The organism is Streptomyces albidicamelliae (genome assembly GCF_025642175.1).
Classification (GTDB): domain Bacteria; phylum Actinomycetota; class Actinomycetes; order Streptomycetales; family Streptomycetaceae; genus Streptomyces; species Streptomyces albidocamelliae.
The window spans coordinates 5,762,376-5,777,695 of sequence record NZ_CP106795.1 but is presented as its reverse complement, the minus strand read 5'-3'; the positions used below and the strand labels follow the sequence as shown (position 1 = coordinate 5,777,695).

Below are 15,320 nucleotides of genomic sequence, written 5' to 3'. Positions count from 1 at the left end.
CGGTTGCCCGAATGCGCCCGGGCCACCCGTATGCAACTGATATGCACCGAACGGGTGGCCTTCAACCGCTACTCCCCGCTCGGAAGCGCGACTTCGGCCGCCGCTTCCGGGCCCTGCTCCAAAAGGACCCCGAAACCGTCCTCGTTCAGGACCGGAACCTTGAGTTGCACGGCCTTGTCGTACTTCGATCCGGGGCTGTCACCGACGACGACGAACGCGGTCTTCTTCGAGACCGAGCCGGTCACCTTCGCGCCCCGGCTCTGCAGTGCGTCCTTGGCGCCGTCCCGGGTGAAGTTCTCCAGGGTGCCGGTCACGACGACGGTGAGCCCCTCCAGCGGGCGCGGCCCCTCGTCCTCGCCGGCCGACTGGTCCTCCAGCGGGACTCCGGCGGCCTTCCACTTGCGGACGATCTCCCGGTGCCAGTCCTCGGCGAACCACTCCTTGAGCGCGGCGGCGATGATCGGGCCGACGCCGTCGGTGGTCGCCAGCTCCTGCTCGGTGGCCTGCTCGATGCGGTCGAGGGAACGGAACTCCCGGGCCAGTGCCTGGGCCGCCACCGGTCCCACGTGCCGGATGGACAGGCCGTTGAGGAACCGGGCCAGCGGGCGCTCCTTGGCCGCCTCGATGTTCGCCAGCAGGGCCAGGGTGTTCTTCTTCGGCTCGCCCTTCTGGTTGGCGAAGACCGTGACGACCTTCTCCTCGCCCGTCTTCGGGTCGCGCTTGGGCAGCCCGCTGTCCGGGTCGAGGACGTAGGCCTTGATGGGCAGCAGCTTCTCCACCGTGAGGTCGAAGAGGTCGCCCTCGTCCGCCAGCGGCGGGTCGGCCGGCTCCAGCGGCTGGGTGAGCGCGGCCGCGGCCACGTCGCCGAAGTGCTCGATGTCCAGGCACTCGCGGCCCGCGAGGTAGGACAGGCGTCCCCGCAACTGGGCCGGGCAGGTGCGGGCGTTCGGGCAGCGGAGGTCGATGTCGCCCTCCTTCATGGCCCGCAGCGGGGTGCCGCACTCGGGGCACTCGCCCGGCATCACGAACTCCCGCTCGCTGCCGTCCCGCAGGTCGGCCACCGGGCCGAGGATCTCCGGGATGACGTCACCGGCCTTGCGCAGCACGACGGTGTCCCCGATGAGCACGCCCTTAGCCTTGACGACCTCCTGGTTGTGCAGGGTGGCGAACTCGACCTCGCTGCCCGCGACCGTGACCGGCTCGACCTGGGCGTACGGCGTGACCCGGCCGGTGCGGCCGACGCCCACCTTGATGTCGATCAGCTTGGTGTTGACCTCTTCCGGCGCGTACTTGTACGCGATCGCCCAGCGCGGCGCCCGGGCCGTGGAGCCGAGGCGGCCCTGGAGCCGGATCTCGTCCAGCTTGACGACGACGCCGTCGATCTCGTGCTCGACGGAGTGGCGGTTCTCGCCGTAGTGGGCGATGAACTTCCGTACGCCGTCGAGGTCGTCGACCACGCGGTTGTGCGGGGAGGTGGGCAGGCCCCAGGTCTTCAGCAGGTCGTACGCCTGGGAGAGGCGGGTCATGCCCGAGAAGCCCTCCAGCGCGCCGATGCCGTGCACGACCATGTGCAGCGGGCGGGTGGCGGTGACGCGCGGATCCTTCTGTCGCAGCGAACCGGCCGCTGCGTTGCGGGGGTTGGCGAAGGGCTTGTCGCCGGCCGCGACCAGCCGCTCGTTGAGTTCGAGGAACCTCTCCATCGGGAAGTAGACCTCGCCGCGGATCTCCACGAGGGTGGGGACCTCGTCGCCGGCCAGGCGGTCCGGGATCTCCGTGATCGTGCGGACGTTGGGGGTGATGTCCTCGCCGGTGCGGCCGTCGCCGCGGGTCGCCGCGCGGGTGAGACGGCCGTTCTCGTAGGTGAGGTTGACCGCGAGGCCGTCGACCTTCAACTCGCACAGGAAGTGGTACTCCTGCTCGCCGAGCTCCCTCGCGATGCGGTCGGCCCAGGCGGCCAGTTCGTCGTCGTTGAAGGTGTTGTCGAGCGAGAGCATCCGCTCGCGGTGCTCGACCGCGGTGAACTCCGTCGCGTAGGACCCGGCCACCTTCTGGGTCGGCGAGTCCGGGGTGCGCAGCTCCGGATACTCCTCCTCCAGGGCCTCCAGGGTCTTCAGGAGCCGGTCGAACTCCGCGTCGCTGACGACGGGGGCGTCTTTCACGTAGTACCGGAAGCGGTGCTCCTCGACCTGCTCCGCCAGCTGCGCGTGCTTCTCGCGGGCCTCCGAAGGCACCGCTGTCGTCTCCGCTTGCTTGTCGCCGGCCACCGTGTTGTCCTCCCGTTACTCTGGGTTGTCCGCGAGGGATCTCGCCGCCCGGACGCATTGGGCGAGCGCCTGGCGTGCGTAGGCGGGGGATGCGCCTGCCAGACCGCACGCCGGGGTCACCGTGACCGCCTCCGCGAGCAGCCCCGGATGCAGGCCCAGCCTGCGCCACAGCGTCCTGACACCCATGACGCTACCGGCAGGGTCTGACAATGGGCCGTCCGTGCCCGGTACGACACCGGCGAACAGCCGCGTGCCGCCCTCGACGGCCTCGCCGATCGCGTCGTCGTCACGCTCGGTGAGGAGCGCGAAGTCGAAGGAGACGGCGGCCGCGCCCGCCCGCCGCAGCAGCGCGAAGGGCACGTCGGGTGCGCAGGAGTGCACGACGACGGGGCCGTCGGCGTGCGCGCCGACGGTGTCCCGGAGCGTCGCCTCCACGATTTGCCGGTCCACGGCCCGGTGGGTGCGGTAGCCGCTCGCGGTGCGGACCTGTCCGCGCAGGACGGCGGTGAGCGAGGGCTCGTCGAGCTGGAGCACGACGCGCGCTCCGGGCACCCGCCGGCGGACCTCGGCCAGGTGCAGCCGCAGTCCCTCGCCCAGGGAGGCGGCGAGGTCGCGGCAGGCGCCGGGGTCCGACAGCGCGGACTCGCCGTTGCGCAGTTCCAGGGCGGCGGCCAGGGTCCACGGCCCGACGGCCTGCACCTTCAGGTCGCCCTCGTGGCCCTGGGTGAACTCCTCCAGGGCGTCGAGGTCCTCGCCGAGCCAGGACCGGGCCCGCTTGGTGTCGCGGCCGGGCCGGTCCCCGATCCGCCAGCCGCTGGGCTCCACGCGCGCGTACAGGTCGACGAGCATGCCGGCGGTACGGCCGATCATGTCGGCCCCGGGGCCGCGCGCGGGCAGCTCGGCGAGGAAGGGGAAGTCCTCGAAGGACCCGGTGGCGGTCCTGGCGGCCTCGCGGGCGTCGCCACCGGGCAGGGAGCCGACACCGGTGGCACCACCGAACCTGATCACGCTGTTCTCACTCACCCCGGCAGGGTATGCCGTGACCGCGACGGGAGACCCCGCCCCCGTGGGTCATCGTCCCGGCCGCACCGTCAGGTCGTTGACCTCGGCGTCGCGCGGGAGGTCCAGGGCCATGAGGATCGTCGTGGCCACCGACTCGGGGTCGATCCACCGCCCGGGGTCGTACTCCTTGCCCTCCTGCTGGTGGACCTTGGCCTGCATGGGGCTCGCCGTGCGGCCGGGGTAGACCGAGGTGACCCGGACGCCGGCCGCGTGCTCCTCCTGGCGCAGCGAGTCGGCGAGCGCCTTCAGGCCGTGCTTGGAGGCGGCGTACGCGGCCCAGTCGGCGTGGGCGCTGAGTCCGGCGCCCGAGTTGACGAAGATCACATGGCCGCGGGTGGTGCGGAGCTGGGGCAGGAAGTGGCGGGTGAGTTCGGCGGGGGCGATCAGGTTGACGTTGAGCTGGTGGCGCCAGGACTTGGGCGTCAGGTCGCCGACCGCGCCCAGGTCGACGACGCCGGCGATGTGCAGCAGCGAGTCCACCCGGTCCGGGAGCGTCTGGTGGGAGAACGCCCAGGACAGCTTGTCCGGGTCCGCGAGGTCGCCGACCAGGGTGCTCGCCCCGGGGAACGCGGCGGCCAGTTCCTTCGCCCGCCCCGCGTCGCGCGCGTGCAGCACGATCTCGTCCCCGCGCGCGTGCAGCCGGCGGGCCACGGCCGCGCCGATGCCGGAACCGGCCCCGGTGATCACATGAGTAGCCATGCCCGCCATGCTCGCATCAGTGGCGGCCGAGTCGCTCCTCCAGGTGGGCCAGGGCGCCGGCCGGCTCGTCGGCGAAGAAGACCAGCTCGGACAGCGGGCGCGGCAGGAAGCCCTCGGCCTCCATGCGGCGGAACTGCTTCTCCAGGCCGTCGTAGAAGCCCTCGGTGTTCAGCAGGACGACCGGCTTCTCGGTGCGGCCGTGCTTCTTCAGCTCCAGGATCTCGGTGGCCTCGTCCAGCGTGCCGGTGCCGCCCACCATGACGACCACGGCGTCGGCCTTCTCCAGCAGCAGCTTCTTGCGCTCGGCGAGGTCGGCCGCGACGACCATCTCGTCGGCGCCGGGCCGCGCCTTGTTCGCGAGGAACTCCACCGAGACGCCCAGCAGCCTGCCGCCCGCCTCCTGCACGCCGTCGGCGACCACTTTCATCAGACCGACGTTGGAACCGCCCCAGACCAGGGTGTGACCGGCCTTGCCGAGCAGTTCCGCGAACTCGCGCGCGGGGCGCGTGTATCGCGCGTCGAGGTCGGCGGCGGACAGGAAGACGCAGATGTTCATGCGCCCTACCGTACGGCTCCCGCCGCGGCCGGGAAGAAGTGCGGGCCGTCCGGCGCTCTTGTCCACATGACCCAAGGACACACGATCACCATCGAGCAGGGCGAGCGGCACGTGCGCGTGGTGCACGGCGACCAGGTGCTCGCGGAGAGCGACCGCGCCCTGGTGCTGCGCGAGACGGGCTGTCCGGTGCGGTACTACATCCCCGCCGAGGACGTCCGCCTCGAACTGCTGGCCTCCTCGTCCACCCGGACCGTCTGCCCCTTCAAGGGCACGGCCTCCTACTGGTCGCTGCCCGACGCGCCCGACCTCGTCTGGGCGTATCCGGACCCGAAGCCGGAGGTGGCGGAGATCAAGGACCACCTGTGCTTCTACGAGGTCGAGGTGTCATGAGAGCGGGCCGCGCCGACGTGTCGTGAGCGCTGAGTTCGGTGCGGTGCGGCAGTCTGCACGGCCATGGACAAGAAGACGACTTCCCGTGACGGCACCCGCCTCGCGTACGAAGTGACGGGCCGGGGGCCCACGGTGATCCTGGTGAGCGGCGCGATGTCCACCGGGGGCACCGTGGCGCCCTTGGCGGCGCGGCTCGCGGACCGCTGCACGGCCGTCGTCTACGACCGCCGGGGCCGCGGCGCGAGCGGCGACACCGCGCCGTACGCGGTCGCCCGCGAGGTGGAGGACCTGGCCGCGCTGGTCGAGGCGGTGGGGGGCGAGGCGGCGCTGTTCGGGGTCTCCTCGGGCGGAGCGCTGGCCCTGGAGGCCGCGGCGAGCGGGCTGCCGGTACGTCAGGTGGCGGTCTACGAGACGCCGTTCGCCGATTTCCTGCCGGGCGGCGCCGAGCGCGAGGCGGTGTACAAGGAGCAGCTGAACGAGGCGCTGGCGGCGGGCAGGCGCGGGGACGCGGTGGAGCTGTTCCTGCGGCTGACGGGCCTCGGCGAGGAGATGATCCGGGGCGCGCGCCAGTCGCCGATGTGGGCGGGCATGGAGGCCGTGGCTCCCAGCCTCGCGTACGACGACGCGGTCATGGGCGACGGACTGCTGCCCCGCGCGCGGCTGGCCGCGATCACCGTGCCCGTGCTGTCCGTGGTGGGCGGGGCGAGCCCGGAGTGGATGCGCGAGGCGAGCCGTGTGCTCGCGGACACGGTCCCCGAGGGGACGTACCGCGTGCTGGAGGGCCAGACCCACATGGTCGAACCGGATGTGCTGGGACCGGTGCTGGCCGGGTTCCTCACGGGCTGAGGAACCCGGGCGGCTCACACCGTCGCGGAGGCCGTGCGCGTGGTCGAGGCGATCGTCGCCGAGCCCACCACGCGCGTGCCGTCGTAGAGGACGATCGCCTGACCGGGGGCGACACCCCGGACCGGCTCGCCGAAGGTGACGCGCAGCTCGCCGTCGACGGGCTCCGCGGTGACCTCGGTCTCGCCGCCGTGGGCCCGCAGCTGGGCGGTGTAGGTGCCGGGGCCGGTGGGGGCGGTGCCGCACCAGCGGGGCTTGATCGCGGTCAGGGCGCTGACGTCGAGGGCGTCGGCCGGGCCGACGGTGACGGTGTTGCTGACCGGGGAGATGTCGAGGACGTAGCGCGGCTTGCCGTCGGGGGCCGGGGTGCCGATGCGCAGGCCCTTGCGCTGGCCGATGGTGAAGCCGTAGGCGCCCTCGTGGGTGCCCAGGCGGTTGCCGTCCTCGTCGACGATGTCACCCTCGGCCCGGCCGAGCCGCCGGGCCAGGAAGCCCTGGGTGTCGCCGTCGGCGATGAAGCAGATGTCGTGCGAGTCGGGCTTCTTGGCCACGGCGAGGTTGCGGCGCTCGGCCTCGGCGCGGATCTCCTCCTTGGTGGTGACCGTGTCGCCGAGGGGGAACATCGCGTGGGCGAGCTGCTTCTCGTCGAGCACGCCGAGGACGTACGACTGGTCCTTGGCCATGTCGGAGGCCCGGTGCAGCTCGCGGGAGCCGTCCTCGCGCAGGATCACCTGGGCGTAGTGGCCGGTGCAGACGGCGTCGAAGCCGAGGGCGAGCGCCTTGTCCAGCAGCGCGGCGAACTTGATCTTCTCGTTGCAGCGCAGGCAGGGGTTGGGGGTGCGGCCCGCCTCGTACTCGGCGACGAAGTCCTCGACGACGTCCTCGCGGAAGCGGTCGGCGAGGTCCCAGACGTAGAACGGGATGCCGATGACGTCGGCCGCGCGGCGGGCGTCGCGCGAGTCCTCGATGGTGCAGCAGCCCCGCGCGCCGGTGCGGAAGGACTGCGGGTTCGCGGAGAGCGCGAGGTGCACGCCGGTGACGTCGTGGCCGGCTTCCGCCGCGCGCGCGGCGGCGACGGCGGAGTCGACTCCGCCGGACATGGCGGCGAGGACGCGGAGGGGGCGGGGGCGCTGCGGGGTGTCAGTCATAGCCCTTCCAGGGTACGGGGGCGCGGGAACCGGCTCCGCCGGACATCCGTTGAAGATCGCAGGGGGCCGAGCGGGGCGACGGGGACGACCAGGGTGACGAGAGCGACCGGGTGAGGGCGGGATGAGCGCGGGAGCGTCGAAGGGCGACACCGACCGGCGGCTGGGGCGGCGGGCCCTGCTGGCGGGCGGGGCGGCGGCGGCCGTGGGCGCGGCCGCGCTGGCCCGGGAGGAGCTGTCCCGGCTGTGGTGGCGGCTGCCGGGGGTGGAGAAGTCGCGGGTGGCGGGCGCGGTGGACTTCCGGGGCGCGCGGTGGGTGGCGGCCTCATCCGCGAACTACCGGCGGGCGGACCGTCCGGACGACTATCCGGTCGACCGGGTGGTCGTCCACGTCACCCAGGGCGGCTACGCGTCGGCGGTGAAGGTCTTCCAGGACCCCGGGCACCGGGCGGCCGCGCACTACATCGTGCGCAGGGACGGCCGGGTCACCCAGCTGATCCGGGAGCTGGACGTGGCCTTCCACGCGGGGAACCGGGCGTACAACGAGCGCAGTGTCGGCATCGAGCACGAGGGCTTCGTCGAGCACGCGTCCTCGTTCACGGACGCCATGTACGCGGCGTCGGCGCGGCTGACGGCGGCGGTCTGCGCGCGGTACGGCATACCCGTGGACCGCGAGCACATCGTCGGCCACGCGGAGGTGCCGGGCACCGATCACACCGATCCGGGTCCGCACTGGGACTGGGAGCGGTACCTGCGGCTGGTGCGGAAGGCGCGCGGGGCCGGGGCGGTGTGAGGACCGCGCAAAAAAATCAAGGAGTAGGGGCTTTTTGTCCGGTATGAGGAGTTCTATTCTGGGAGCAAGACCTGCGAGACGAGTGAGGGAGTTCAAGCGGAGTAGCCGACTTCAGCGAGAGGCGTACGGTCTCCGCTGGTGCCGACATCGACGCTCGGACTGAGAGGCCGGAAAGGTTGCTTCGACAGGACCCGACGGCGACCCCCAGCACCTGATCCGGACAATACCGGCGAAGGGAACCCGCCTCGTAGGTCGTTTCGCGTCCGGCGGCTTTCGGGACTCAGCTGAGGCCGGCCGCCCGTGCGCGCTCCACGGCCGGGCCGATGGCCTTGGCGACCGCCTCGACGTCCGCCTCGGTGGAGGTGTGGCCGAGCGAGAAGCGCAGGGTGCCGCGGGCCAGGTCCGGGTCGGTGCCGGTGGCGAGCAGGACGTGGCTGGGCTGGGCCACGCCGGCGGTGCAGGCGGAGCCGGTGGAGCACTCGATGCCCTGGGCGTCCAGCAGGAGCAGCAGGGAGTCGCCCTCGCAGCCGGGGAAGCTGAAGTGCGCGTTGGCCGGGAGGCGGCCCTCGGGCGCCGGGTCCCCGCCGAGGATCGCGTCCGGTACGGCGCCCCGGACGGCGTCGACCAGCCGGTCGCGCAGGGCGCCGATCTCCCGTGCGAACCACTCGCGCCGCGCGGCGGCGAGCCGGCCGGCGACGGCGAAGGAGGCGATGGCCGGCACGTCGAGGGTGCCGGAGCGCACGTGCCGTTCCTGGCCGCCGCCGTGCAGGACGGGGACGGGGGTGTACTCGCGGCCGAGGAGCAGGGCGCCGATGCCGTACGGGCCGCCGACCTTGTGGCCGGAGACGGTCATCGCGGCGAGGCCGGAGGCGGCGAAGTCGACGGGGACCTGCCCGAAGGCCTGGACCGCGTCTGCGTGCAGCGGTACGTCGAACTCGGCGGCCGCTTCCGCCAGTTCGCGGACCGGCATGACCGTGCCGATCTCGTTGTTGGCCCACATCACGGTGGCCAGGGCCACGTCCTCGGGAGCGCGGGCGATCGCCTCGCGCAACACATCGGGGTGGACGCGGCCGTGGGGGTCGACGGGGAGGTACTCGACCGTGGCGCCCTCGTGTTCGCCGAGCCAGTGGACGGCGTCGAGGACGGCGTGGTGCTCGACGGGGCTGGCGAGGATGCGGGTGCGGGCCGGGTCCGCGTCGCGCCGGGACCAGTACAGGCCCTTCACGGCGAGGTTGTCGGCCTCGGTGCCGCCGGAGGTGAGGACGACCTCGCTGGGGCGGGCGCCCAGCGCTTCCGCGAGGGTCTCGCGGGACTCCTCGACCGTACGGCGGGCCCGGCGGCCGGAGGCGTGCAGGGAGGACGCGTTGCCGGCGATGCTCAGCTGGGCGGTCAGTGCCTCTGCCGCCTCCGGGAGCATCGGGGTCGTGGCGGCGTGGTCGAGGTAAGCCATGGTGTGGCCGATTCTACGGGGCCGCGGCGGCCGGCTCAGGCGGCACCTGGGGCCGCGCCCGGCTCGGCGGTGGAGTCCCGTCGGCGGACGCCCCGGCCGGAGTGCGCCCGGCTCACGGAAGGAGTGCCCACGGCGGGCGGGGGCGGTGGGGTGCCCCGTCGTCCTCGGGGCCGCCTCCTGCGCGTGGGTGTCGGGCCGGGGTCACAGGCTCCAGGAGACCGTGTGGGAGATCTGCATCGCCGTCAGCAGGACGGCCAGGTCGGCGATGCCCAGGGCCAGGCCCAGGTAGGCGCGGCCGCGGCGGCTCGTGCCGCGCCAGAGGGCGACGACGGCCAGGGCGATGGCGATGGGGCCGAGGAAGACGTTGAGGACGAGCAGGCCGAGGAGGCCCAGGATGAAGGACGCGACGGCCATGCCGTCGGCGTCGCGCGTGCGCGGGCGGGTGTCGGTGCGGCCGGCGGCCGGTGCGGTGAGTTGCATGATGCTCAGCTCCTGAAGTCCTTTCGTGACGGTCAGTTGGCCGATGTCCGGCGACGGCGGCCGTGACGCTCGCGGATCGCGAAGACGCCGAGCCAGACGGCGATGACGGCGGCCAGCAGGCCGGTGACGGTCAGCGGTGCGTGGGCCACGGTGCCCAGCACCACGCCGAGCAGCATGAGTGCGGCGACGAGGAACAGCATGGGATCTAATCCCCCCTCCGGAATGCCTCGTGTCGAGCCGTTGTGAAGTTTGGGTGAACAGTTGTAGTAACAGTTGTTCACTGACTTCGAGTCTAGCGCGTCCCACGGCTTTCCAATTCCAGAGAACAGTTGTTAACTGGATGACATGAGTCACACCCTCGGCATCCGGCAGGCCCAGAAGCAGAAGACCCGGCAGGCGTTCCTCGACGCGGCACTCGCGCTGCTGGAGGAGCAGAGCCTGAGCAGCCTGGGCCTGCGCGAGGTCACCCGGGCGGTCGGAGTCGCCCCGACCGCCTTCTACCGGCACTTCCGCTCGACCGCGGACCTCGGCGTGGCCCTGGTCGACGAGGCGCTGGGCAGCCTGCATCCGATGGTGCGCACGACCGTGTCCACCACCGGCGACAGTGAGGAACGCATCGCGCGCGCCATCGAGTTGATCGCCCACCACGTGGACGCGTATCCGGCGCACGTCCGGTTCATCGCCCGGGAGCGGCACGGCGGGGTGCAGCCGGTGCGCGCGGCCATCCGGGAGCAACTCGCCCGCTTCGCCGAGGAGGTGAAGGCCGAGCTGGCCAAGGACTCCGAGGCGGCGAGCTGGAACGACGACGACCTGCTGATGCTCGCGCACCTCTACGTCGACCAGATGCTCATCACCGCCTCCCTGTTCCTGGAGGCGCTGGAGGCCCCGGCGGAGGAGCGGGAGCGGGTGACCCAGCTGGCCGCCCGCCAGCTGCGGCTCATCAGCATCGGCCGCAACCACTGGCTGGACTGAGCCCCGGCGCCCGAAGCGGCCGCCCTGCCGGCCCTGCGTCACCCGGGGTCCGCCTCGCCGTCCGGGTGCGCGCCCTGGTAGAGGGCCGTCACGGAGCGGGCCCCCGCCAGCAGCTCCGCGCGGGCCTCGGGCGGGTCCAGGACCTCCAGCCGGTCGGAGAAGGCGAGGAGTTGCCGCACCGCGCGCAGGACCGGGTACGACAGCCGGGCGGTCACCCACTCGCTCTCGCCGTCGTCGCCGCAGAGGGCGGTGAGCTGGGCGGCGGCCATCCGATGGAACATGTCGAGGTGCTCGCGCCGCAGGCGGACGGTGACCTCGACCCCGTTCTCCCGGTCCTCCACCTGGCGGCGCAGCACCTCCCAGACGTCGGCCAGTTCGACGCCCTTGCGGCGCCGTACCGGGTCGTCCAGCAGCCGGGCCGAGCGCACCCGGTCGGCCCGGAACAGGCGCGGGGCGCCGCGCCGGTCGGCGACCAGGTACCAGACCCCCGCCTTGGCCACCAGCCCGTAGGGGTCCACGGTGTACGCCCGCGGCTCCCGCTCCCCGCTGTGCCGGTAGCGCAGCCTGAGGCGCCGGTCGGAGAAGACCGCGTCCTGCAGCACCTCCAGGTCGACGGCCTGTTGCGGCCCGCTCCGCCAGCGGGTGGCGTCGACCAGGATGCGGCGGCTGGTCACCTCGGCGGCGGGCCGGTACGGCGCCGGGAGCGCCGCCATCACCTTGCGCAGCGCGGAACCGAGGGCCGCGTCGAGCCCGAGCGCGGCATGGGCGCCCTGGGCCGCCAGGATGAACAGGGCGCGGGACTCGTCGGCGGTCAGGCCGGTGACGTCCGTACGGAAGCCGGCGAGGAGTTCGATCCCGCCGTGCCGGCCGCGCTCGGCGTAGACGGGGACGCCAGAGGCCGACAGCGCCTCGACGTCCCGGTAGATGGTGCGGACCGTGACCTCCAGCCGGCCGGCGAGTTCGTGCGCCGGCACCCGGCCCCTGGTCTGGAGGAGCAGCAGGATCGACAGCAGGCGGTCGGACTTCACGCCCCCAGCCTCCCGCCTCCGCGAAGGCCCGCGCAAATGCTGACGGAAGTTGTCAGGTTATCCGGGGATGCTCCTCCCATCGACAACGAGGGAGACACCACGATGACCACCACCGGCTTCACCGATCCGCGCCCCGTCTACACCCGTGCCACCGAGCAGGCGGCGGAGATCATCAAGACGGTGCGCCCCGAGCACCTCGACGCCCCCACGCCGTGCACCGAGTTCGACGTACGGTCCCTGCTGAGCCACGTCGTCGGCGGTACCCGGCGGATCGCGGTCGTCGGCGAGGGCGGCGACGGGCTCGCCGTGCACCCGAGCGCCGACGGCGTCGCCGACGACGGCTGGGCGGCGGCGTACGACGAGGTACGGGTGCGCGCCCTGAAGGCCTGGGAGGGCGACGAGCGGATGACGACCGCGGTGCGCGTGCCCTGGGGCGAGGTGCCCGGCCACGCGGCGCTGTCGGGCTACGTCATGGAGATCGTCACCCACACCTGGGACCTCTGCGAGGCCATCGGGCACCCGCGGGAACTGGATCCCGAACTGGCCGAGTTCGCCCTGGCCAACGCCCGCAGGGTGCTGCCCGACTCCCGGCCCCGCGACGCGCAGACGCCCTTCGCCGAGCGCCGGGAGGCGTCCGAGGGGGCCGGCCCCTACGAGCGGCTGGCGGCCTGGCTGGGGCGTGCGCCGCTCGGCCGGAGCTGAGGCCCGGGGATCGGCTAGCCGAGCCGCGCGCGGGCCAGCTGGCGGGACTGGGCGACCAGGCGGTCCTCGGAGTCCCAGACCTCGGCGTCCTCCTCCAGGAAGCCGCCGGCCAGGTTGCGGGTGGTGATCGACACCCGCAGCGGGCCGGGGGCCGGACGGTGGCGCACGTGGACGGTGAGTTCCACGGTGGGCACCCAGCCCTTGAGGCCGATCTCGAAGGCGGTGGGCGGCAGGGCGTCCACCGCCAGGAGCAGGGAGAGGGGGTCGGGGTCCCGGCCGTCGGCGAGGCCGAACCAGGCGCGCATCTCCCCCTTGCCGGACGGTGCCCCGAGGGCCCAGCCGAGGGTCGCGGGATCGAGCTTGAGCATCAGGCGGTCGGTGATCGCGGAGCTGCCCTCGACCGGGGTGGGGCCGTCCTCGGGGCCGAAGCACTGGTCCATGGGCGGGATCGCCGGCGGCTTCGCGGTCGTACGGACGTCGTCCGGCAGGGTGCCGAGGTCGCCGTAGGAGGCGAGGACGCGGATGCGTTCGACCTCGTTGCCCTCCTCGTCGTACTGGAGGAGCGAGGCCTGGCCGGTGGAGAGGGTGCGGCCGGTGCGGACCGTCTCCGTGCGGACGACCGCCGGGCCCGGCTGGGAGGCGGTCAGGTAGTGCGCGGAGATGGTGAAGGGGTCCGGGTGCGGGAGGGTGTCCGCGAGGGCCCTGCCGAGCACGGCCAGCAGGTAGCCGCCGTTGACGGCGCTGATGATGGTCCAGCCGGCCGAGAGGTCGATGTCGTAGACGCCGGGCTCGCGCCGGGTCACCGCGGTGTCGCGGTCGAACTCGCCGGCACCGATCACGGCCCGCGAAGGAGCGGGGGCGGAAGCTGCTTCTGGCATGGATGAACGGTACAACAGCTAACTACTAAGCGGTAGCTTTTTGGGCTCGCGGCCTCGCCGCCAAGGTGAGGATCCGGCAATTTCCCGGTAAGTGTCCGGACACGTCCACAACCCGGAGGCGGGAATTCCCCTCTATGGGGTCATGAGCCTCACCGGGACTCCGTTCCTCTGCACGACCATCGCCCTGTCCGTGGTCGCTCTCGTGCTGCCGCTCCTGACGTGGTCGCGGATGCGCGGGCCCCGGCCGCTGCGGCTGGCGGCGCGGACGCTGATGCTGCTGTTCGCCCAGGGCACGGCGGTGACCCTGGTCTTCGTCCTGGTGAACAACCAGAACGCCCTGTACGACAACTGGGCCGACCTCCTCGGCACCGGCGATCACGTCCAGCAGGCCGCGGACCTCGGCGGCGACGGCACCGGCGGGATAGCGGTGCAGCGGCTGCCCAGGGTCGAGCAGACCTTCACGCCGGCCGACGGACCCGGCATGCGCGCGGCCGGCGGAGTACGCGTCACCCAGCTCAAGGGCCGGGTCTCGGGCGTGAACGCCGAGGTCTACGTCTGGCTGCCGCCCCAGTACGACGACCCGGCCTACCGCGGCAGGAGGTTCCCGGTCGTGGAGCTGCTGCCGGGCTACCCTGGCTCGGCGAAGGCCTGGTTCGGCTCACTGCGGGCCCACGAACAGTTGCTGCCGCTGATGCGCAGCGGACAGGTCGCGCCGTTCATCCTGGTCGCGCCGCGCACCAACCTGCTGGCCGGCGTCGACACCGGCTGCGCCAACATCCCGGGCCAGGTCAACGCCGACAGCTGGCTCAGCATCGACGTGCCGAAGATGGTCACCGACAACTTCCGGGCCCAGCCGGCACCGCGGGGCTGGGCGGTGGCCGGGTACTCGGCGGGCGCGCACTGCGCGGCCAAGCTGGCCGCGGCCCACCCGGACCGGTACCGGGCCGCGGTGAGCATGTCCGGGTACAACGACCCGATCGGCGAGCGCAACTCCCTCGCCGCCCAGACCCCCGCCCTGCGCGACGCGAACAATCCGTACCTGCTGCTGCGGAAGGCACCCGTACCGCCCCGGATCGCGCTGTACCTCTCCGGTCAGCCCGGCGACGGCTACGAGGCGGGCACGGCCCTGCAGTCCGCGGCCCGGGCGCCGACCACCGTGCACGTGGTGTTCGTACCGCGCAGCGCGGGCGGCCACAACATGGCGCTGTGGCGGCCGCAGGTCACCCCGGTCTTCCGCTGGCTGACCCTGGAGATGGGCCAGGGCCGCGCCGGAGGCCGGGAGGGCGCCGCGGACGGCCCCGCCGGCTCCCTGCCGGGGGCCACCGGGTCCCTCACCGGTACCGCCGCCGGGGCCCGCCGGCCGGCCGGCGCTACTCCTCGGTCACCGTCGACCGGCGGTTCCACGCACGCGGCGCTCGCCAGTGGAACCGCATCGCGGCCAGCCGCAGCACGAAGGCCATGACGACCGCGAGCCCGCTGGTGAGGGGGGTCAGGGCGTCGTACCGGATGAACAGCACGACCATCGAGGCGCCGACGATGGCGGGGACGGCGTACAGATCGCGGTCCCAGCGCAGCAGCGAGGGCACCTCGTTGGCGAGCACGTCCCGCAGCACGCCGCCGCCGACGGCGGTGGCGAGGCCCAGCGTCGCCGAGGCGGTCAGGCCGAGGCCGTAGCTGTACGCCTTCGTGGTGCCGCTCACGGCGAAGAGGCCGAGACCGGCGGCGTCGAAGACGAGCACGCCCATCTGGATCCGCTCCACGTGCGGGTGCAGGAAGAAGACGACGAGCGTGGCCAGCAGCGGGGTGACGAAGTAGCCGAGGTCGGTGAAGGCGGCCGGCGGAACCGCTCCGATGACCAGGTCGCGGAACAGCCCTCCGCCCAGCGCGGTGACCTCGGCGAGCACGGCGATGCCGAAGACGTCGAAGTTCTTCCGGACGGCCAGGAGCGCGCCGGAGATCGCGAACACGAAGATGCCGATCACATCGAGCGTGTGCTGGACGGAGGGACTGAAGAGTTGCTCGAGCTGCACCCTGCCATTCTCACCCGACAGGACGGGT

General features: G+C 72.8%; 17 protein-coding genes. 6 read left to right on the top strand and 11 right to left on the bottom strand.

Annotated elements, in window-relative coordinates; translation table 11 throughout:
* Positions 1 to 68: 68 nt before the first annotated feature.
* From ligA to N8I86_RS26505, 4 genes are read right to left on the bottom strand one after another with little or no spacing between them, the layout of a single operon-like run.
* Entirely contained in the window at positions 69 to 2,264 is a 2,196-nt protein-coding gene (ligA, locus tag N8I86_RS26520; RefSeq protein ID WP_263278876.1) for an NAD-dependent DNA ligase LigA, read from the bottom strand.
* 15 nt (positions 2,265 to 2,279) lie between these two features.
* Entirely contained in the window at positions 2,280 to 3,287 is a 1,008-nt protein-coding gene (locus N8I86_RS26515; protein ID WP_263278875.1) for a methionine synthase, read from the bottom strand.
* 48 nt (positions 3,288 to 3,335) lie between these two features.
* Positions 3,336 to 4,034, bottom strand: coding sequence for an SDR family oxidoreductase (locus N8I86_RS26510; protein ID WP_073889776.1), 699 nt, complete (start codon positions 4,032 to 4,034; stop codon positions 3,336 to 3,338).
* Positions 4,035 to 4,041: 7 nt separating this feature from the next.
* Positions 4,042 to 4,581 (bottom strand): LOG family protein, encoded by a 540-nt coding sequence (locus tag N8I86_RS26505; protein WP_073889774.1) that lies wholly within the window; start codon positions 4,579 to 4,581, stop codon positions 4,042 to 4,044.
* Positions 4,582 to 4,647: 66 nt separating this feature from the next.
* On the opposite strand from N8I86_RS26505, the gene N8I86_RS26500 reads away from it, so the two are divergent.
* Together N8I86_RS26500 and N8I86_RS26495 are read left to right on the top strand one after the other, a co-directional pair.
* Positions 4,648 to 4,971 (top strand): DUF427 domain-containing protein, encoded by a 324-nt coding sequence (locus tag N8I86_RS26500; protein ID WP_263278874.1) that lies wholly within the window; start codon positions 4,648 to 4,650, stop codon positions 4,969 to 4,971.
* Positions 4,972 to 5,034: 63 nt separating this feature from the next.
* Positions 5,035 to 5,817, top strand: coding sequence for an alpha/beta fold hydrolase (locus N8I86_RS26495; protein ID WP_123436592.1), 783 nt, complete (start codon positions 5,035 to 5,037; stop codon positions 5,815 to 5,817).
* Between the two features lie 14 nt (positions 5,818 to 5,831).
* On the opposite strand, the gene mnmA is transcribed toward N8I86_RS26495, so the two are convergent.
* Positions 5,832 to 6,962 (bottom strand): tRNA 2-thiouridine(34) synthase MnmA, encoded by a 1,131-nt coding sequence (mnmA, locus tag N8I86_RS26490; protein WP_093474508.1) that lies wholly within the window; start codon positions 6,960 to 6,962, stop codon positions 5,832 to 5,834.
* A gap of 121 nt (positions 6,963 to 7,083) precedes the next feature.
* Between mnmA and N8I86_RS26485 the strand changes: the two genes are divergently transcribed.
* Positions 7,084 to 7,752, top strand: coding sequence for an N-acetylmuramoyl-L-alanine amidase (locus tag N8I86_RS26485; RefSeq protein ID WP_073889767.1), 669 nt, complete (start codon positions 7,084 to 7,086; stop codon positions 7,750 to 7,752).
* Between the two features lie 280 nt (positions 7,753 to 8,032).
* Here the strand turns inward: N8I86_RS26485 and N8I86_RS26480 are convergent, their stop codons facing one another.
* The 3 genes from N8I86_RS26480 to N8I86_RS26470 all read right to left on the bottom strand — a co-directional run bounded on the left by N8I86_RS26480 (position 8,033) and on the right by N8I86_RS26470 (position 9,882).
* A complete protein-coding gene (locus N8I86_RS26480) occupies positions 8,033 to 9,202 on the bottom strand; it encodes a cysteine desulfurase family protein (protein ID WP_263278873.1) in 1,170 nt (389 codons plus the stop codon).
* Positions 9,203 to 9,403: 201 nt separating this feature from the next.
* A complete protein-coding gene (locus N8I86_RS26475; protein WP_073889764.1) occupies positions 9,404 to 9,682 on the bottom strand; it encodes a DUF4190 domain-containing protein in 279 nt (92 codons plus the stop codon).
* A gap of 32 nt (positions 9,683 to 9,714) precedes the next feature.
* Positions 9,715 to 9,882 carry a hypothetical protein gene (locus N8I86_RS26470; RefSeq protein ID WP_185091229.1) on the bottom strand — a complete coding sequence of 56 codons (168 nt, stop codon included), beginning with the start codon at positions 9,880 to 9,882 and terminating at the stop codon, positions 9,715 to 9,717.
* A gap of 145 nt (positions 9,883 to 10,027) precedes the next feature.
* On the opposite strand from N8I86_RS26470, the gene N8I86_RS26465 reads away from it, so the two are divergent.
* On the top strand, positions 10,028 to 10,654 hold the full coding sequence (locus N8I86_RS26465; protein WP_263278872.1) for a TetR family transcriptional regulator: 627 nt from the start codon (positions 10,028 to 10,030) through the stop codon (positions 10,652 to 10,654).
* Positions 10,655 to 10,692: 38 nt separating this feature from the next.
* Here the strand turns inward: N8I86_RS26465 and N8I86_RS26460 are convergent, their stop codons facing one another.
* Entirely contained in the window at positions 10,693 to 11,682 is a 990-nt protein-coding gene (locus N8I86_RS26460; RefSeq protein WP_263278871.1) for a helix-turn-helix transcriptional regulator, read from the bottom strand.
* 102 nt (positions 11,683 to 11,784) lie between these two features.
* Between N8I86_RS26460 and N8I86_RS26455 the strand changes: the two genes are divergently transcribed.
* On the top strand, positions 11,785 to 12,384 hold the full coding sequence (locus N8I86_RS26455; RefSeq protein WP_123436595.1) for a TIGR03086 family metal-binding protein: 600 nt from the start codon (positions 11,785 to 11,787) through the stop codon (positions 12,382 to 12,384).
* A 14-nt stretch (positions 12,385 to 12,398) separates the two neighbouring features.
* Here N8I86_RS26455 and N8I86_RS26450 read toward each other — a convergent pair whose 3' ends face one another.
* Entirely contained in the window at positions 12,399 to 13,262 is an 864-nt protein-coding gene (locus N8I86_RS26450) for a thioesterase family protein (protein WP_123436596.1), read from the bottom strand.
* A gap of 142 nt (positions 13,263 to 13,404) precedes the next feature.
* Between N8I86_RS26450 and N8I86_RS26445 the strand changes: the two genes are divergently transcribed.
* Positions 13,405 to 14,724, top strand: a complete 1,320-nt coding sequence (locus N8I86_RS26445; RefSeq protein ID WP_263278870.1) for an alpha/beta hydrolase — start codon at positions 13,405 to 13,407, stop codon at positions 14,722 to 14,724.
* On the opposite strand, the gene N8I86_RS26440 is transcribed toward N8I86_RS26445, so the two are convergent.
* The gene (locus tag N8I86_RS26440) at positions 14,633 to 15,292 is read right to left on the bottom strand and encodes a trimeric intracellular cation channel family protein (RefSeq protein WP_263278869.1); all 660 of its coding nucleotides are present in this window, start codon (positions 15,290 to 15,292) and stop codon (positions 14,633 to 14,635) included. The genes N8I86_RS26445 and N8I86_RS26440 overlap by 92 nt on opposite strands.
* Positions 15,293 to 15,320 lie beyond the last annotated feature (28 nt).